At 71.5% G+C, this 16,510-nt stretch carries 18 protein-coding genes and 1 pseudogene; 16 read left to right on the top strand and 3 right to left on the bottom strand.

Translation table 11 applies throughout. The annotated features are described in order from the left end of the window. The first annotated feature begins 121 nt into the window (after positions 1 to 121). The 11 genes and pseudogenes from ACWY4P_RS04690 to ACWY4P_RS04640 all read left to right on the top strand — a co-directional run bounded on the left by ACWY4P_RS04690 (position 122) and on the right by ACWY4P_RS04640 (position 9,273). Entirely contained in the window at positions 122 to 424 is a 303-nt protein-coding gene (locus tag ACWY4P_RS04690) for a putative leader peptide (protein ID WP_456208835.1), read from the top strand. Positions 425 to 496: 72 nt separating this feature from the next. Then, positions 497 to 1,135, top strand: a complete 639-nt coding sequence (locus ACWY4P_RS04685; protein WP_456208834.1) for a hypothetical protein — start codon at positions 497 to 499, stop codon at positions 1,133 to 1,135. A 44-nt stretch (positions 1,136 to 1,179) separates the two neighbouring features. Further along, positions 1,180 to 2,460: a sulfite oxidase gene (locus ACWY4P_RS04680; protein WP_456208833.1), complete on the top strand. Its 1,281-nt coding sequence runs from the start codon at positions 1,180 to 1,182 to the stop codon at positions 2,458 to 2,460. A gap of 70 nt (positions 2,461 to 2,530) precedes the next feature. Continuing rightward, positions 2,531 to 3,889 (top strand): NtaA/DmoA family FMN-dependent monooxygenase, encoded by a 1,359-nt coding sequence (locus ACWY4P_RS04675; RefSeq protein ID WP_456208832.1) that lies wholly within the window; start codon positions 2,531 to 2,533, stop codon positions 3,887 to 3,889. Further along, on the top strand, positions 3,886 to 4,443 hold the full coding sequence (locus ACWY4P_RS04670) for a GNAT family N-acetyltransferase (protein WP_456208831.1): 558 nt from the start codon (positions 3,886 to 3,888) through the stop codon (positions 4,441 to 4,443). Before ACWY4P_RS04675 ends, ACWY4P_RS04670 begins: the two co-directional genes overlap by 4 nt. Before the next feature lie 517 nt (positions 4,444 to 4,960). Further along, a pseudogene (locus tag ACWY4P_RS04665) lies at positions 4,961 to 5,377 on the top strand (GNAT family N-acetyltransferase); the annotation flags it as partial. A gap of 159 nt (positions 5,378 to 5,536) precedes the next feature. Further along, positions 5,537 to 6,499, top strand: a complete 963-nt coding sequence (locus ACWY4P_RS04660) for an amino acid ABC transporter permease (RefSeq protein WP_456212813.1) — start codon at positions 5,537 to 5,539, stop codon at positions 6,497 to 6,499. Next, positions 6,492 to 7,256: an amino acid ABC transporter ATP-binding protein gene (locus ACWY4P_RS04655; RefSeq protein WP_456208830.1), complete on the top strand. Its 765-nt coding sequence runs from the start codon at positions 6,492 to 6,494 to the stop codon at positions 7,254 to 7,256. The genes ACWY4P_RS04660 and ACWY4P_RS04655 overlap by 8 nt, the downstream gene beginning before the upstream one ends. A gap of 74 nt (positions 7,257 to 7,330) precedes the next feature. Then, positions 7,331 to 8,314 (top strand): ABC transporter substrate-binding protein, encoded by a 984-nt coding sequence (locus ACWY4P_RS04650; protein WP_456208828.1) that lies wholly within the window; start codon positions 7,331 to 7,333, stop codon positions 8,312 to 8,314. A 122-nt stretch (positions 8,315 to 8,436) separates the two neighbouring features. After that, entirely contained in the window at positions 8,437 to 8,937 is a 501-nt protein-coding gene (gene ssuE / locus ACWY4P_RS04645) for an NADPH-dependent FMN reductase (protein WP_456212812.1), read from the top strand. 132 nt (positions 8,938 to 9,069) lie between these two features. Next, positions 9,070 to 9,273, top strand: a complete 204-nt coding sequence (locus ACWY4P_RS04640; RefSeq protein ID WP_456208827.1) for a hypothetical protein — start codon at positions 9,070 to 9,072, stop codon at positions 9,271 to 9,273. Between the two features lie 51 nt (positions 9,274 to 9,324). Here ACWY4P_RS04640 and ACWY4P_RS04635 read toward each other — a convergent pair whose 3' ends face one another. Further along, the gene (locus tag ACWY4P_RS04635) at positions 9,325 to 10,584 is read right to left on the bottom strand and encodes a CynX/NimT family MFS transporter (protein WP_456208826.1); all 1,260 of its coding nucleotides are present in this window, start codon (positions 10,582 to 10,584) and stop codon (positions 9,325 to 9,327) included. A 193-nt stretch (positions 10,585 to 10,777) separates the two neighbouring features. On the opposite strand from ACWY4P_RS04635, the gene ACWY4P_RS04630 reads away from it, so the two are divergent. The 3 genes from ACWY4P_RS04630 to ACWY4P_RS04620 all read left to right on the top strand — a co-directional run bounded on the left by ACWY4P_RS04630 (position 10,778) and on the right by ACWY4P_RS04620 (position 12,794). Continuing rightward, entirely contained in the window at positions 10,778 to 11,398 is a 621-nt protein-coding gene (locus tag ACWY4P_RS04630; protein WP_456208825.1) for a DUF4352 domain-containing protein, read from the top strand. A 90-nt stretch (positions 11,399 to 11,488) separates the two neighbouring features. Then, positions 11,489 to 12,130 carry a flavin reductase family protein gene (locus tag ACWY4P_RS04625; protein ID WP_456208824.1) on the top strand — a complete coding sequence of 214 codons (642 nt, stop codon included), beginning with the start codon at positions 11,489 to 11,491 and terminating at the stop codon, positions 12,128 to 12,130. 10 nt (positions 12,131 to 12,140) lie between these two features. Then, positions 12,141 to 12,794 (top strand): HAD family hydrolase, encoded by a 654-nt coding sequence (locus ACWY4P_RS04620; protein ID WP_456208823.1) that lies wholly within the window; start codon positions 12,141 to 12,143, stop codon positions 12,792 to 12,794. Between the two features lie 384 nt (positions 12,795 to 13,178). Here the strand turns inward: ACWY4P_RS04620 and ACWY4P_RS04615 are convergent, their stop codons facing one another. Both ACWY4P_RS04615 and ACWY4P_RS04610 read right to left on the bottom strand, forming a co-directional pair. Beyond that, positions 13,179 to 14,051: an undecaprenyl-diphosphate phosphatase gene (locus ACWY4P_RS04615; RefSeq protein WP_456208821.1), complete on the bottom strand. Its 873-nt coding sequence runs from the start codon at positions 14,049 to 14,051 to the stop codon at positions 13,179 to 13,181. 136 nt (positions 14,052 to 14,187) lie between these two features. Continuing rightward, positions 14,188 to 14,943 (bottom strand): TVP38/TMEM64 family protein, encoded by a 756-nt coding sequence (locus ACWY4P_RS04610; RefSeq protein ID WP_456208820.1) that lies wholly within the window; start codon positions 14,941 to 14,943, stop codon positions 14,188 to 14,190. A gap of 150 nt (positions 14,944 to 15,093) precedes the next feature. On the opposite strand from ACWY4P_RS04610, the gene ACWY4P_RS04605 reads away from it, so the two are divergent. Both ACWY4P_RS04605 and tuf read left to right on the top strand, forming a co-directional pair. Further along, a complete protein-coding gene (locus ACWY4P_RS04605; RefSeq protein ID WP_456208819.1) occupies positions 15,094 to 15,219 on the top strand; it encodes a hypothetical protein in 126 nt (41 codons plus the stop codon). Between the two features lie 107 nt (positions 15,220 to 15,326). Next, positions 15,327 to 16,508, top strand: a complete 1,182-nt coding sequence (gene tuf / locus ACWY4P_RS04600) for an elongation factor Tu (RefSeq protein ID WP_456208818.1) — start codon at positions 15,327 to 15,329, stop codon at positions 16,506 to 16,508. The last annotated feature ends 2 nt before the right edge of the window (positions 16,509 to 16,510 follow it).

Here is a 16,510-nt window from a genome sequence, read left to right as displayed (position 1 = left end):
GGCGGGAGCGTCGACTGGAGAAGCCGCCGGGCTTCCCCGCTTGTGCCGACAGTGCAGGGCATCTCCACCGGTCCCATCATCGAGGCTCGCGAGTCGCGAGACCGTCGTCAACAGTGTCGCGGTGCTCCGCGAGGCCGTCAAGAAGCCGGTTGACGGCGGCTCATGGCACCGGGATCCGCCGGAGGTCCCAGCCGCTGGTCCCAACTGGTGGTCCGACGATTGCGCGGATTTTTGGCCTCGCGTACCGTGCAACCGCGATGCCGGTGCGGCCCCGAGGCCGCCGGGCTGGAAGGCGGAGGTGACGGTGGTGCGACCGGTGTGCTGCCCGCCCGCCCCGATCCTCGCCCCACGTGGCTGCGTCCTGCTGTACTCCCGGCCCCATATCGATCTGAAGCGGGTGGCCGGCGCGCTCTGTTGCCCCTGACCTGTTCCTCCGCGGCCGAACCCTCCCCGGGGTGCGGCGTCCCATACGGTCGATCAGGAAGGCAACCCTGGCATGCCCGGCATCCCGCTCGCGGTCCTCGACCTCGTCCCGATCCCCTCCGGCTCCACCGCGGCCGAGGCGCTGCGCCACACCATCGGCCTCGCCCAGCAGACCGAGCGCTTCGGCCACGCCCGCTACTGGATCGCCGAGCACCACCTCAACCCGGGCGTGGCCGGGACCTCGCCCGCCGTCGTGCTGCGCACGCCGGGCGGGCTGAGGATCCCGCCCCGATTCTCCGCCGAGCGCCTGCTCGGCTCGCCACGGGTCGCCCTCCAGCAGCGCCTGATGCGGCAGCCGGGGGCCGGGCCACAGGACTACGGCGAGCAGATCGACGACATCCTCGCGCTCCTGCGCGGTGACTACCGGTCCGCGGAGGGCGTCGAAGCGCGCGCCGTCCCCGGCGAGGGCGCCATCGAGTTCCCCACCCCCGAGCAGGCCCGCGCCCACCCCTGGAGCGATGAGGACCGGGCGCTGGTCGCCGACCGTGTGGAGACCCAGTTCGTCGGCTCGCCGCGCCGCGTCGCGGACCAGCTCGAACAACTCCGGCAGGCCACCGGCGCCGACGAGCTGATCATCACCACCATCACCCACCGCCACGCCGACCGGGTGCGCTCCTACGAACTGCTGGCCGAGGAGTGGCGGCGCCGCTGAGCGGCCCGACGTCCCGTTCCCCCCTCCCCAGGAAGCAGGACCCCATGACCCATGTCCCCCATGCCGCCCGTATCCCTGACGAAGCCTCCTACGACCGCCGAAGGCTGCGCCAGTGGCTCGCCGGACAGGCTCGAGCGGAGGGGGTGTCCCGCCGCCATCTGCTCACGCTGCTCGCCGCCGCGTCGGCGGCCACCGCCCTCCCTCCGCTGTCCCGGGCCGCCGCCGCCACCAGTGCCGGAATCGTCAAGCCGCTGCCGGACGCGTGGTTCACGGTGCGCGGCACCAACGCCGAGACCAAGTGGGAGGCTCTGCGCGAGACCGGCTACCACACGCCGGCCGACCGCTTCTTCGTCCGCAATCACACTTCCACCCCGGTCATCGACGCCACGGGATGGCGCCTGAAGCTGTGGGGCAGCGGACTGCGCGGCGCGCCCGGCATCGACCGGGCGGTCGAGTTCGGTCTCGACGACCTGCGCGCGCTGCCCGCGGTCAGCCACTCGGCGTTCGTCGAGTGCGCCGGCAACGGTCGCTCGTACTACACCACGCAGCAGGGCGAGACCGTCTCCGGCACCGCGTGGACCCTGGGCGCCGTCGGGGTCGCCCGGTGGCGCGGGGCGCGGCTGGCGGAGGTGCTGCGGCGGGCCGGGATCACCCGGGGCGCGGTGGACGTGATGCCGCGTGGCCTGGACGACGAGTACGTCACGGGCGGGGTCGGCCTGGGGCGCGTGCGGCGCCCGCTGCCCGTGGCCAAGGCGCTGGACGATGTGATCCTCGCCTACGAGATGAACGGCGAGCCGCTCCCGTATGACCACGGCCACCCGGTGCGGATGCTGGTCCCCTCGTGGGTGGGCATCGCCTCGATCAAGTGGGTCGGGGACATCGAGGTGTCCGCCGAACCGCTCTACTCGCCCTGGAACACCGACTTCTACCGGCTGTTCGGCCCCGCCCACCCCGACGGCGGCAGCCCGCCGCTGACCCGACAGACCGTCAAGAGCGCCTTCGAGCTGGCGAGCGGGGCGACCTTCGCGGCCGGCGGCGCGTATGTCCTACAGGGCAGGTCGTGGTCCGGCGCCGGGGGAGTGCGCGATGTGGAGGTCAGCACCGACGGCGGTGCCACCTGGCGGCGGGCCCGGCGGCACGACGCCCCGCGCCGCGACGGCTGGGTGCGCTGGAGCGTCCCGTGGCGGCCCGCCACGCCGGGCCCCGCCGAACTGCTCGCGCGCGCCACGGACACCGCCGGCCGCACCCAGCCCGACCGCGCGACGTACAACACCCAGGGCTACTTCTTCGACGCGGTCGTCCGCCACCCCGTCACCGTCGTATGAGCCCGGCGCACCGGCCGCGCTCCGCCAACCATTACGCCACCACCCGTTTCGCCACCACCCGGAGCACCACATGAGCGAACCCGTCAAGCAGATCCATCTCGGCGCCGCGTTCCCCGGAGTCAACAACCACACCGTCTGGAGCGACCCGCGGTCGGGAAGTCAGATCGACTTCGCTTCCTTCCGCCACCTCGCGCAGACGGCCGAGCGCGGCAAGTTCGACCTCTTCTTCCTCGCCGAGGGGCTGCGGCTGCGCGAACACCGCGGGAAGATCTTCGACTTGGACGTGGTCGGCAGGCCCGACACCCTGACGGTGCTGAGCGCGCTGGCGGCGGTCACCGATCGCATCGGCCTGGCCGGGACCATCAACGCCACCTTCAATGAACCCTTCGAGCTGGCCCGGCAGTTCGGGACCCTCGATCACCTCTCCGGCGGGCGCGCCGCGTGGAACGTGGTCACCTCCTCGGACGCCTTCACCGGCGAGAACTTCCGCCGGGGTGGTTTCCTGGACCACGCCGACCGCTACACCCGCGCGGCCGAGTCCGTCGAGGTCGCCCGCGCGCTGTGGGACTCCTGGGCCGAGGACGCGGTGGTCGCCGACGCCGGGGCCGGAGTCTTCGTCAAGGACGGCGCCATCGCCGAGGTGCGGCACCAGGGGCCGCAGTTCGACATCACCGCGCGCCCGACCCTCCCGCGCGGCCCGCAGGGCCACCCGGTGCTGATCCAGGCCGGGAACTCCGCCGACGGGCGGGAGTTCGCCGCCGCCACCGCGGACGCCATCTACACCATCCACGCCGAGCTGAAGGCAGGTCAGGCCTTCTACGCCGACGTCAAGGACCGGCTCGCGACGTACGGTCGAGCCCGTGACGAGCTGAAGATCCTTCCCCAGGCCACCTTCGTGCTGGGCGACACCGAGGCGGAGGCGCGCGAGCGGGCCCGCCACATCCGGCTGCAGCAGGTCTCCCCGCAGGGAGCGATCGCGCACCTGGAACAGGTGTGGGGGCGAGACCTCTCGGACCACGACCCCGAGGGGCCACTGCCCGACGTGGAGCCGCTCGCCGACGGTGTCACGATCACCCGGGGCCGGGCCCGGCACCACCGCGACCCGCTCGCGTTGGCCCGCCGGTGGCGGGAGGTCGCCGAGGCGAAGCGGCTCGGCATCCGCGAGCTGGTCATCGAGATGACGGGACGGCACGCGTTCGTCGGCACCCCGGCCCGGGTCGCCGAAGAGATCAACACCTATGTCCAGAGCGATGCCTGCGACGGATTCATGCTCGCCGGACACCTCGCCCCCACCGGCCTGGACGAGTTCGTCGACACGGTCGTCCCGCGACTCCAGGAGCGTGGCGTCTTCCGGGCGGATTACCGCGGCACCACGCTGCGCGAACACCTCGGCCTCGCACCGGCCCGGCGCCGCGAGCCGGCACTGTGACCGCCACGAGCCCGCCCCGCGCATCCGCCGCCCGGGCGGTCGGCGTGGCCGTCCGTACCGCCCGTCCGGACGAGTACGAGCGGGTCGCCGCCCTCACCGTCGAGAGCTTCCGCACCCGCAACAGCGCGCCGAGCCCCGAGCGGCTGGCCCTGCTGCGCGACGCGGGCGGCCGGGCCACGGCCGGGCATCTGCTGGTGGCCGTCGACCAGCGAAGTGGTACGCCGATCGGGACCGCGAGCCTGCTGCGCGCGGGCACCGCGTACGCACGTCTCGCGCTGCCCGACGAGGCCGAGCTGCGGTTGCTGGCCGTACTGCCCGAGCACCGTGGCCGCGGGGTCGCGGGCGCCCTGCTGGCCGAGGCCATCGAGCGGGTCCGGGGCTGGGGCGTGCGCGCCCTGGTCCTGGACACCGGCCGGGACAACCTCACCTCCCAACGGGTCTACCAGCGGCTCGGCTTCGTCCGGCAGCACGACCGGGAGCGACGGGAGAACCGGCGCCGACCGCTGAAGACCGCCGTCTTCTCCCATGACCTCGGCGCGGGCCCCCGCCCGTAGCCGTGGGCCCTACGGGGGGTGTACGAAGGCAATCGCGGCGGTCCAGTATGCGACCGGCGGTTGACGTGGCGCGCTATCTACTGCTGAATGATTGCCATGACTGCCCAGCAGCGTTTGGTCACTCGCGGCCACATCGACTTCGGTCGGGTGTGGTCCGCGGCGTGTTGCGCCTGACTCGGCAGCGGACCGCTGAAGCGGTCCGCCTGCGCTTGTGACCCGTCGCGGTCCGAGCCTTCCCACCGTGCGTCGTCCCCGTAGGTGAGCGCTGACTCGCGTGCGGACGCCGCCGTGAGCCCGTACCCGCGCGGACGCCGACGCTCGGCACCGTCATGTCCGGGTCACCCACGTGTTCCCTCATGTCCCTGTTCCGCCGCCACTTCGCCCGGAACCCAGGGCCGCCGCGGGCTATCCGTGTGCGCTCCCCGTCCACCTCCCCGAAAGGCACTCCCATGTCCGTGGACATCCTCCGCACCGCCGCCAACGACCCCCGGCGGGAACCGGCCCTGGGGGAGCAGGGATGACCTTCGTCACGCAACCGCCCTCCTCCGAGCTGCCGCCGTCCGAGCCGGCACTGCCCGAGCTGACGGTCGTCCAGGTCCCCGTGTCCGACCCGCGTGTGCAGCCGTTGCTGCGCGAGCTGGGTGACGAGTACTCGACCCGTTATGGCAAGGACGCCCACACCGAGCTCTCCCGCTATCCCGACGAGCAGTTCACCGCGCCGCACGGTGGGGTGCTGCTGCTCCTGCTGGAGCACGGCGAGCCCGTCGCGGGCGGCGCCTTCCGCCGGTACGACGAGAACACGGCCGAGCTGAAGCGGATCTGGACGCACTCCGCGCACCGGCGACGCGGACTCGCCCGCCGGGTCGTGGCCGAACTGGAGCGCGAGGCGAGCACCCAGCGCTACCGGCGGATCTACCTGACCACCGGGCCGCGCCAGCCCGAGGCCCGCGGGCTGTATCTGGCCACCGGCTACACGCCCCTGTTCGACACCGAGGCCGACCCGGAGACCATCGGCCCGCTCCCGTTCGAGAAGCACCTCACCAACCGGCACGAGAGCCACCTCGCCACCGAGCCCCGCACCGACCACGCCAGCATCGACCACGCCCGCACCGACCACGACGACCTGGCCTCGCTCAAGGTCGTGCCCACCCGCCACTACGGCCGCTGGGCCGCCGCCCTCGCCGTCCTGGTCCTCAGCGTCCAGTTTCTCCACGGGCTGGCCACCAACCCCGTATGGCAGTGGGAGGTCTTCGGCGAATACGTACTGTCCGAGACCATCGTCACCGCCGTGGGGGTGACGCTACAACTCACCGCCTACTCGATGCTGCTCGGCTTCGCCCTCGGCACGGTGCTGGCGTTCATGCGGCTGTCGGCCAACCCCGTGCTGCGGACCGTGGCCTGGACATACGTCTGGATCTTCCGCTCCATCCCGATGATCGTCCAGCTGGTGTTCTGGTTCAACCTCGGCGCTCTGTACCGGGAGTTGGGGATCGGCATCCCCTTCGGCCCGGTGTTCTGGTCCGTCAGCAGCAACGACCTGATCGGGACCATCGGCGCGGCCCTCATCGGCCTGTCGCTCCACCAGGCGGCCTACTGCGCGGAGATCGTCCGCGGCGGCGTCCTCTCGGTCGACCAAGGCCAGCTGGAGGCCGCGGCGGCGCTCGGCATCCCCAAGCTGCGGCAGATCCGGCGGATCGTCCTGCCGCAGGCCATGCGGGCCATCCTGCCCACCGCGGGCAGCGAGATCATCAGCCTGCTCAAGGGCACCTCGGTGGTGTACGTGATGGCCATCGGCGAGCTCTTCTACCAGGTCAAGGTCATCTACGGGCGCAACGGCATGGTGATTCCGCTGTTGATGGTCGCCACCGCCTGGTACGTGTTCCTGACCTCCGTGCTCTCGATCGCGCAGTACTACGTCGAGCGCCACTTCGCCCGGGGCGCCGAGCGCACCCCGCCCCCCACTCCGCTCCAGCGCGCCCGGCGCTTCGCGGCGAACCTGCGGGCCGCCGCCGCACAGCGCCGGCCGGCCGCACCTCTGGGAGCCGGTCATGAGTGAGGTGATGGTGGAGGTGCGCGGGGTCCACAAGAGCTTCGGGCCGCTGGAGGTGTTGCGCGGCGTGGACCTCCAGGTGCGCGCCGGTGAGGTCACCGTGATCCTCGGGCCGTCCGGATCCGGGAAGTCCACGCTGCTGCGGACCATCAACCACCTGGAGAAGGTCAACCGCGGCTGGATCAGCATCGACGGCGAGCTGATCGGCTACCGCAGATCGGGGAACCGGCTGCATGAGCTGAAGGAGCGGGAGGTTCTGCGGCAGCGCACCCATATCGGGTTCGTCTTCCAGGACTTCAACCTCTTCCCGCACCTCACCGTGGAGGAGAACCTCATCGAGGCCCCGGTCTCCGCGCTTCGCCGCCCGCGCAAGGAGGCTGTGGCGAGCGCCACGCGGCTGCTGGAGCGGGTCGGGCTCGCCGACAAGGCGGGCGCCTACCCCCGGCAGCTGTCCGGCGGCCAGCAGCAGCGCGTGGCCATCGCCCGCGCGCTGGCCCTGGAACCCAAGGTGCTGCTGTTCGACGAGCCCACCTCGGCACTCGACCCGGAACTGGTCGGCGAGGTACTGGATGTGATCAAGGACCTGGCACGGTCCGGCACCACCATGATCGTCGTGACCCACGAGATCGGCTTCGCCCGCGAGGTCGCCGACACGGTGGTGTTCATGGACGGTGGCGTCGTCGTGGAGCAGGGGACACCCACGGCCGTCCTCGACGCCCCGCGCCACGAGCGAACCCGCGCCTTTCTCTCCAAGGTCCTGTGACCGACGCCCTCTTGCGGCCATCCGCCATTCCCCGGAAATTCCCCGAAATTCCCCCGAAGCAAGGAGATCCCCCCGTGTCCACCCGCCTCAGCCGCCGTTCCGCCACGGCCGTCCTCTCGCTCGCCGCGGCCCTTGTCCTCGCCGCCTGCAGCAACCCCTCGGACGGCGGCACGACCGAGGTCAAGGCCAAGAACGGCACCCGTACGAAGATCAACCTGAGTGCGGACCAGAAGCGCGTCACCACCCCCAAAGTCGGCTCCATCGCCGCGCAGGTGCCCGCGGAGATACGCAAGAGAGGCACGCTGGAGATCGTCGACTCCTCCGACTCCTCCGCGCCGCTGACCTTCTACGCCACCGACAACAAGACGATGATCGGCGTGGAGCCCGACCTGGCCTATCTGGTCGCCAATGTGCTGGGCCTCAAGCCGCACCTCAACACCGTCTCCTGGGAGAACATGTTCGTCGGCCTGGACAGCGGCAAGTACGACGTCGGCTTCAGCAACATCACCGACACCGAGGAGCGCAAGGAGAAGTACGACTTCGCCACCTACCGCAAGGACGACCTGGCCTTCGAGTCGAAGAAGGGCAGCGGCCTGAAGGTCACCGGGCCCAAGGACGTGGCGGGCAGGACCGTCGCCGTGGACACCGGCACCAACCAGGAGAAGCTTCTGGTCGAGTGGAGCAAGGAGAACGTGAAGGCCGGCCGCAAGCCGGTGAAGATCAAGTACTACCAGAACCAGAGCGACACCTACCTCGCGCTCGCCTCCGGCCGGATCGAGCTCTTCCTCGGCCCCAACCCGACCGCCGCCTACCATGTGGCCTCCGCCGGGCAGACCGAGATCGTCGGCACCTACTCCGGCGCCGGCGCCACCCTCCAGGGTCTGATCGCGGCCACCACCAAGAAGGACAACGGACTGGTCAAGGCGTTGAATTCGGCGCTCAACGAGATCATCGACAACGGCAGCTACGCGAAGGTGCTGAAGCGCTGGGGCCTGTCGGCCGAGGCCCTCAAGAAGTCGGAGATCAACCCGCCCGGCCTGCCCAAGACCAACAAGTGACCGCCACGGGGTACGGGGGCGCATGGCTCCCGTACCCCGCCGCGGCGGTGTCCGCGCGCTGTCCGATCCGCTGAAATCGAGTCGCGGACGACACTGCTGCCGCCACCTCCCGCACCGCCCGGCTGCTGCGCCACCTGGACGCCCGGCTGGCGGCCCAGGGGCACGAGGTGATCCCGCTGGACGTCCGTACCATCCCCGCCGAAGCGCTGCTCGGAGCCGACTTCCGGCACCCCGTCATCGCCCGGGCCACGGCCCTCTTCGCCCGCGCGGACGGGATCGTGATCGGCACTCCCGTCTACAAGACCGCCTACTCCGGCCTGTTGAAGGCTCTGCTGGACCTGCTCCCGCAGTACGCCCTCGACGGCAAGACCGTGCTCCCGCTGGCCACCGGCGGCACCACGGCCCACGTCCTGGCCATCGACTACGCGCTGCGCCCGGTGCTCAGCTCCATGGGCGCCGCGCACATCGCGCAGGGGTGGTTCACCCTCGACAAGGACATCGTGGCGGGCGGCGACGGCACACTCACCGTCGCCCCCGGCTCCGCCGAGGCCCTGCGACAGGTCGTCGACCGCTTTTCCGCCGCCCTCGGCGGTCGTACGACCCTGCTGGCGGCCACCGGATGAGCGCGGTGAGCGCCGTGTCCGTGATCGCTGACGACGCCGAGCGGGACGCGCGGCGTCGGCTCCCTCCGCCTGCTCGCTTCCGCCGACGCCAGCCTCGCTCAGATCCCGCAGAGCCACTTCGTCTACGTCAACGTGCTGCGCCGTCAGGGCACCGCGGGCCAGAAGGACTTCTTCTTCCTGCGCGCCCGGGGCCGTGTCCCGTACGCCTACGACGGCTCCACACTGCGCGAAGGCCTCCAGGGTGTGGGCCGAGCCAGGGTCCCCGCCGACCATCCCGCGGCCCGCCATCGCGAGCGCGCCGCCCGTGAGCGGGCCGGCGCGGCGGGGCCCGGATGACGGGAGCCCTCGGGCCGGGCCCCGGCGCTCTCGCGCACCCGCGTCAGCAGGTCAGCCGATCTGCCGGTCGCGGCCCGCGAGCAGACCCGCCACGAGCTGCGGCAGCATGAGCAGCGCCATGCAGGCGAGCGGCGCCCGCCAACCGCCGCTGTGCTGGTAGAGCGCCCCGACCAGGATGGGGCCGGGGACCGACAGCAGATAGCCGGCGCTCTGCGCGAAGGCGGACAGCCGGATCACCGTCGCGCTGTCCCGGCCCCGCATCCCGATCATGGTCAGGGCGAGCGGGAAGGAGCAGTTGGCGACGCCGAGCAGGACGGCCCACAGCCAGGGCGCGGAGGCCGGCGCCGCCCACAGGCCGGCATATCCGGCGAGCCCGAACACCCCGAGGGCCGCGGCGATTCCGCTCTGGTGACGCAGCCGTCCCGCCACAGCGGCCAGCACGAACGACAGGGGCACCCCGAGCACCGAGGTGACGGCGAAGAGCAGGCCGGCGGTCTGTGCGGAGACCCCGGCGTCCCGGAAGATCTGCGGCAGCCAGCCGATGATGACGTACGCGGCGGTGGCCTGCAGACCGAAGTAGGCGGCCAGCGCCCAGGCGGTCGGTTGGCGGGTGAGCGGGACGGCGGGCGGGGAGTCCGGCGCCGCGGACCCGGCCTCCGGTGTTCGGGCGGCGGATCCGGTGCGGTCCCGGGCGAGGGCGACCCAGGCCGGTACGGCGACGGCGGCCAGGGCCGCCCAGGCACCCAGCCCCACCCGCCAGCCGCCCCCGGACATCCGGGCCAGCGGCACGGTGACGGCGGCGGCGGTCGAGGCGCCGAGGTTGAGCGCCATGGCGTACAGGCCGGTCATCGCGCCCACCCGGTCCGGGAAGCGTTGCTTGACCACGACCGGGAGCAGGACGTTGACCACCGCGATCCCGGCGAGCGCGAGGGCGCTCAGCGTGACGAACAGGACGGTGTCCGCAGCGAAGGAGCGCAGGGCCAGACCGGTGGTGATCGCCGTGAGACCGGCCGCGATGACGCCGTGGGAGCCGTACCGGCGGGCCAACCGGGGCGCGCCGAAGCCGACCAGCGCGAAGCACACCGCCGGTACCGAGGTGAGCAGCCCGGCGACGGTGGCATTCATCCCGAGGGCGTCGCGAGCCTCCTCGAGTACGGGGCCGAGACTGGTGACGGCGGGCCGCAGATTGACCGCCGCCGACACGAGGGCGACGACCGCGAGGATACGAACCCAGGCGGCGGGCCGCGGCGTGCCGCGCCGCGGCTCCGCGTCGGGGAGGGCGACCGCCTTGTCGTGTTCCTCGTGTGGCATGGACACATCGTATGATCCACGGGCCGGTCGACGTCGATCGCCCGCATTTTCGGTACGGAGCAACCGACAGGGCCGCACAGCCTCAGCTTGGCACCGTTTGGTTACAGAACCAGCATGGCCAGGTTCACTGTTCTGTACGAGGATCAGGAACGTCGCCGCTGACCTGGTTTCACGGAATATCCCGGGGGATTCCATGCACCACCGTTCCATCGCTGCCGCCGCGGCGGTCGTCGCACTCACCGCAGTCCTTACCGCATGTGGGGGTTCGGACGGGGACGGTGGCAAGGGCGGGCCGACGAAGGACACCCGCTCCAGCGGCGCTGCCGAACCAGGCAGCGAGAAGTCGCCGGAGGCCACGACCGGCAACCCGAACCCGTTGGTCGGCAAGCTCGGCGACACCCTCGCACTCGAAGGAATAGTGGGCCTGGGTGACACGAGCCCGCACCGGGCCGACATCACGCTGAAGAAGTTCGTGGACAACGCGAAGCCCTCGGTCGACTACTTCGGGGCAGCCGACGGAAACCGCTTGGTCACCGTCCAGTTCACGATCGTGAACACCGGCAACAGCACCTACAACGACAGCGGGTACGCCGAGTCGACGGTCGTCGACACGGCCGGAAAGACCTACCGCGGCAAAGCCGGGTCCCCCACCGTCGGCGACTCCCTGACAAACATGCTGAATCTTCAGGCGGGCAAACAGATCACCGGCTGGGTGCTCTACGAGGTGCCGAAGGACGCGAAGATCTCGGCCGTGACGTACCAGATGGATGCCATGGGGGTCGACACGGAACGCATCGGCAGGTGGACCCTTTAGGGGCACGGCCTGCCGTGATGTCCCCACGGGCCGGGTGAGACCGCGAGCCGTCGTTGGGATGGGCCGCCGGATATGCGGATACTGGGCGGTATGCGTATCGAATTCGACCCCGAGGCCGTGGGCCGCACTCCCTTCTACAAGCTGCTGACCTCCGTGGTCGTCCCCCGGCCGATCGCCTGGGTGTCCACCGTCTCGGCCGCCGGGATCTGCAATCTGGCGCCGCACTCCTTCTTCACGGTCGCCTGTGTGGCCCCGCCGATCGTGCAGTTCACCTCCGTGGGGCGCAAGGACTCGCTGCGCAATGTGGAGGAGACCGGGGAGTTCGTGGTGAACTTCGCGCCCGAGCAGCTGTTTGAGCAGATCAACGAGACGGCGACGGACTTTCCGCCTGAGGTCGGGGAGTTCGAGGCGGTGGGCATCGCGCGGGAGCCGAGTCTGCGGGTGAAGCCGCCGCGGGTGGCGGCTTCGGCGGTGGCGCTGGAGTGCGAGCTGCACAGCACGGTGCGGCTCGGGGATTCCACCGTGGTGTTCGGCCGGGTGGTGCACGCCGCGGTCGATGAGCAGGTCATGGACGACGGGCACCCCGAGGTGACCAGGTTGCGTCCGCTGGCCCGGCTGGGCAAGGACGAGTGGGCGACGCTCGGGGAGGTGCTGGAGCGGCCCCGGATCCGGTACGCGGACTGGGAGGGCGGCGCGGGCGGCGACGGATTCGGCGGGCCGGGTGGTTCGTAGGGCGGGGTCCGTGCCGGCGGCGATCGTCTTCGACGTCGGCTCGACTCTGGTGCGTGAGGACCGGTACTGGGCCTCGTGGGCCGACTGGCTGGGGGTTCCCCGGCATACGCTGTCCGCGCTGGTCGGGGCCGTGGTCGCGCAGGGGTGGGAGGACGCGGAGGCGATCCGGCTCGCGCGGCCGGGGGTGGATGTCCGGGCCGCGTGGCGGGCGCGCGAGGAGGCCGGGCTGGGGGAGTGCCTGGACGAGGCGGATCTGTATCCGGACGTACGGCCGGCCCTGGGCGCGCTGCGGGGGCTCGGGGCCCGGGTCGTCGTGGCCGGGAACCAGACGGAGCGCGCGGGTGAGCTGCTGCGCGCGCTGGAGCTTCCGGTGGACGAGGTCGCCACCTCCGCTCAGTGGGGCGTCGCCAAGCCCGATCCCCGCTTCTTCGGCCAGGTCGTGGACCTGGCCGGAGCCGCGCCCCACGAGACTGTGTACGTGGGCGACTACCCGGCGCTGGACATCCGTCCCGCCAAGGCAGCCGGGCTGCGGGCGGCGCATATCCGGCGTGGTCCGTGGGGGCATCTATGGGCGCACTCGGCTGACGCGGCGATGGCGGACTGGCGCGTCGACTCGCTGACCGAGCTGGCCCGGGTGATCGGGGCGGCGCGCAGCGTTGGGTAAGGCTCGCACGGAGTGTGACGGATTCACACCCCGTGTGATGAGAGTGCATGCATATATCTATCGCACACCCTCCCGCGATCGGCGGCGTGGTGATTGAGTCTTCCTACAGCCCGCTCAGGTGTGCCAGACCTGGGCGAAGGGGCCGCCGGACTCCCTCCCTCCTCGGCCGGCGGCCCACCCCCCTCCCTGGGCATGAAGCCGCCCGCGTCGCCGGGGGCGGATCGGTAATCCGATCGTCCCCGGCGACGCGGGCGGCTAGAGTAGGCGCCGCGCCTCCCGGTGCGCAGGCTTGCGGTTACTTCTTTGTGGTGGAAACGCGTTCGCGCGTGCGGGGATCGAACCCCGCAGAACCGCTGCCGCTCCGATCTCGGGAGGCGCTTTCGGTCACCCCGCGGACTCGGCCGCGTGCGCGCTCAGCACGCCGAACCCGATGAGCGCGAACAGCACCAGGCCCAGCAGCACCCGGTAGATCACAAACGGCATGAAGCTCTTGGTGCTGATGAACTTCATAAACCATGAGATGACCGCATATCCCACGACAAAGGCGATAACCGTCGCGAAGATCGTCGGGCCCCACGCCGTATGCCCGTCCGAGGCATCCTTCAGCTCGTACGCTCCGGAGGCCAGCACCGCGGGCACCGCGAGCAGGAACGAGTAGCGGGCCGCGGCCTCGCGGGTGTAGCCCATCAGCAGACCGCCGCTGATCGTCGCGCCGGAGCGGGACACGCCCGGCACCAGCGCCATCGCCTGGCAGACACCGAAGATCAGGCCGTCCCTGACGCCGAGTTCGCGCAGTGTTTTGCGCTGTACGGGGGCGCGGTGCTTGCCGCCGGTCTCGTCGCGCGCCGCCCGCCGGTCCGCGAAGCCCAGGACGAGGCCCATCACCACCAGCGTGGTGGCGATCAGCCGCAGATCGCGGAACGGGCCTTCGATCTGGTCCTTGAGGGTCACACCGAGCACACCGATCGGTATCGAGCCGACGATCACCAACCATCCCATCTGGGCGTCATGGTTGCCGCGCCACTCCTTGTTGAAGAGCGAGCGGGACCAGGCCGAGACGATGTTGGCGATGTCCTTGCGGAAGTAGATCAGCACAGCGGTCTCGGTGCCGATCTGGGTGATGGCCGTGAAGGCCGGGCCGGGGTCGTGCCACCCCGCGAAGGCGGCGGTCAGCCGCAGATGGGCACTGGAGGAGATCGGCAGGAACTCGGTCAGCCCCTGGACCAGTCCGAGAATGAATGATTCGAACCACGACATCGCGTCTACGCTATCCAAGGCTGATCATGCACTGACCGGCGCAGCGGCGGGTCAGGCGGGGTGGCCGGCGGGAAACCGGCCGCTGTGGATCAACGCCGGTCGTCGGGCAGCGTACCGTCCCTGGGTAAGAGCCCCACTAAGACCCTGGTCTTCCGGCCACCGGCGGGCCGGTTTCCGGAGCGGTGTCGCCGAGCCGGCCCCGCCTGCGCCAGGCCACCACGAAGCCCACGAGGGCGGGCAGCGCGACACACGCCAGCGCGGCCAGGAACACCGGCGAGGTCGGGGTGGTGGCGTGGCTGCCCGCCACCGCGTACGCGGCGGTGTTCGGCACACTGCCGAGGCCGGTCGCCAACAGGAAGGGCAGCCAGCCCATCCGCGACACGGCGGCGCAGTAATTCGCGGCGGCGAAAGGGACGCCCGGGAACAGCCGGATCGCCAGCATCGACCGGAACCCGTGCCGGCTCAGCTGCCGGTCGGCCGCCGCCAGCCAGCGGGCGCGCAGCAGCGGCCGCAGCGCGTCCTGCCCCAGCAGCCTGCCCAGGCCGAACGAGACACCGGCGCCGAGCACCGTGCCGGCCACCGCCGCGACCAGCCCCGTGGACGCCCCGAACAGCGCGCCGGCCGCCAGGTTCAGCAGCGGCCGCGGCACCAGAGCCGCGGCACACCCCCCGTACGCGAGCGTGAACACCGCCACGGCCGTACCACCGGACAGCTGCGGCGGCCACCCCTCGGCCAGCAGCCGGTGCGGCTGCCACGCCCAGACCGCGCCCGCCGCGCCCGCCAGCAGAGCCACCAGCAGGCACAGGCGCAACCGTGGCGAGAACAGCGCGCGGGCGCGGTGCACAGCCGGTGCGGCTGGCGCGGGCGCGGGCGGGGCGGCGGCATCGAGCATCGAAGGAGCGTAACCGACCGGCATGACCTACCAGGCCGGCTCGCGGGGATCCAAGCCACGGGAAGCCTGGTCGTGGGAAGCCCGGCCACGGGATCCCAGGCCGCGGAAAACCATTCGACGGACGTGCCGCGATACGCGACGATCCATGTCATGTTCCGGCAGCCCTTCTTCGAGCTCACGTCCGCGGTCGCGGACGCGCCGAAGGCTGCCGTCCTCCACATCGTTTTCCCCGCCGCAGCCTGCGCATCCGCCTGCCTCGACGGCGCCCGACTCTGACCCTCCTCGGACAGCTCCGACGGACCCCATCAGGGGAGGGTCGGTCGGGCCCTGGGGTCCTCCTTACCGCCTTACCGCCCATTGCTGTTCCGAGGAGGAACGGGAGCATGTCCAAGCAGGCCTACCTGCGCACCAAGCCGCATCTGAACATCGGCACCATCGGCCATGTCGACCACGGCAAGACCACGTTGACCGCCGCCATCACCAAGGTGCTCAGCGAGCGCGGCGCCGGCGGCACGTACGTCCCCTTCGAGCGCATCGACCGGGCGCCGGAGGAGGCGGCGCGCGGCATCACCATCAACATCTCGCACGTCGAGTACGAGACCGACACCCGCCACTACGCGCACGTCGACATGCCCGGCCACGCCGACTTCATCAAGAACATGGTGACCGGCGCGGCCCAGCTCGACGGGGCGGTCCTCGTCGTCTCGGCGCTCGACGGCGTCATGCCGCAGACCGCCGAGCATGTGCTGCTCGCCCGTCAGGTCGGTGTGGACCACATCGTGGTCGCCCTCAACAAGGCCGACGCGGGCGACCCGGAGCTCACCGACCTCGTCGAGCTCGAGGTGCGCGAGCTGCTGTCCGCGCACGGCTATCCCGGCGAGGCCACCCCCGTCGTACGGGTCTCCGGGCTGCGCGCGCTGGCCGGCGACCCGCGCTGGACCGGCTCCATCGAGGCCCTGCTCGACGCGGTCGACACCTATGTGCCGATGCCGGTGCGCTACACCGACGCGCCGTTCCTGCTCCCGGTGGAGAACGTGCTGACCATCACCGGGCGCGGCACGGTCGTCACCGGTGCCGTCGAGCGCGGCACGGTCCGCGTCGGCGACCGCGTGGAGGTGCTGGGCGCCGACACCACGACGGTGGTCACGGGTGTCGAGACGTTCGGCAAACCGATGGAGTTCGCCGAGGCCGGGGACAACGTGGCGCTGCTGCTGCGGGGCGTCGCGCGGGACGCGGTGCGCCGCGGCCACGTGGTCGCCGCCCCCGGCAGTGTGGTGCCCCGGCGGCGCTTCACCGCGCGGGTGTACGTCCTGTCGACGGCGGAGGGCGGCCGGCGCACGCCGGTCTCCACCGGCTACCGCCCGCAGTTCTACATCCGTACGGCCGATGTGGTCGGCGACGTCGACCTCGGCGCGACGGGCGTGGCCCGGCCCGGTGACACCGTCGCCATGGAGGTCGAGCTCGGGCGCGCGCTGCCGCTGGAGTCCGGCCTTGGCTTCGCGATCCGCGAGGGCGGGCGCACGGTGGGCGCGGGCACGGTGACCGCGGTGGCGGACCAGCCGTGAGC

Source organism: Streptomyces sp. LZ34, from assembly GCF_053890475.1.
Note: the sequence above shows the minus strand (reverse complement) of the source record. Positions and strands in the feature narration are given on the sequence as shown.

Excerpts from the sequence above, each read along its gene's own strand:
- ACWY4P_RS04685 (WP_456208834.1), top strand. The coding sequence starts at position 497 with ATGCCCGGCATCCCGCTCGCGGTCCTCGACCTCGTCCCGATCCCCTCC.
- ACWY4P_RS04680 (WP_456208833.1), top strand. The coding sequence starts at position 1,180 with ATGACCCATGTCCCCCATGCCGCCCGTATCCCTGACGAAGCCTCCTAC.
- ACWY4P_RS04675 (WP_456208832.1), top strand. The coding sequence starts at position 2,531 with ATGAGCGAACCCGTCAAGCAGATCCATCTCGGCGCCGCGTTCCCCGGA.
- ACWY4P_RS04655 (WP_456208830.1), top strand. The coding sequence starts at position 6,492 with ATGAGTGAGGTGATGGTGGAGGTGCGCGGGGTCCACAAGAGCTTCGGG.
- ACWY4P_RS04635 (WP_456208826.1), bottom strand. The coding sequence starts at position 10,584 with ATGCCACACGAGGAACACGACAAGGCGGTCGCCCTCCCCGACGCGGAG.
- ACWY4P_RS04630 (WP_456208825.1), top strand. The coding sequence starts at position 10,778 with ATGCACCACCGTTCCATCGCTGCCGCCGCGGCGGTCGTCGCACTCACC.
- ACWY4P_RS04625 (WP_456208824.1), top strand. The coding sequence starts at position 11,489 with ATGCGTATCGAATTCGACCCCGAGGCCGTGGGCCGCACTCCCTTCTAC.
- ACWY4P_RS04615 (WP_456208821.1), bottom strand. The coding sequence starts at position 14,051 with ATGTCGTGGTTCGAATCATTCATTCTCGGACTGGTCCAGGGGCTGACC.
- ACWY4P_RS04610 (WP_456208820.1), bottom strand. The coding sequence starts at position 14,943 with ATGCTCGATGCCGCCGCCCCGCCCGCGCCCGCGCCAGCCGCACCGGCT.
- ACWY4P_RS04605 (WP_456208819.1), top strand. The coding sequence starts at position 15,094 with ATGTTCCGGCAGCCCTTCTTCGAGCTCACGTCCGCGGTCGCGGACGCG.
- tuf (WP_456208818.1), top strand. The coding sequence starts at position 15,327 with ATGTCCAAGCAGGCCTACCTGCGCACCAAGCCGCATCTGAACATCGGC.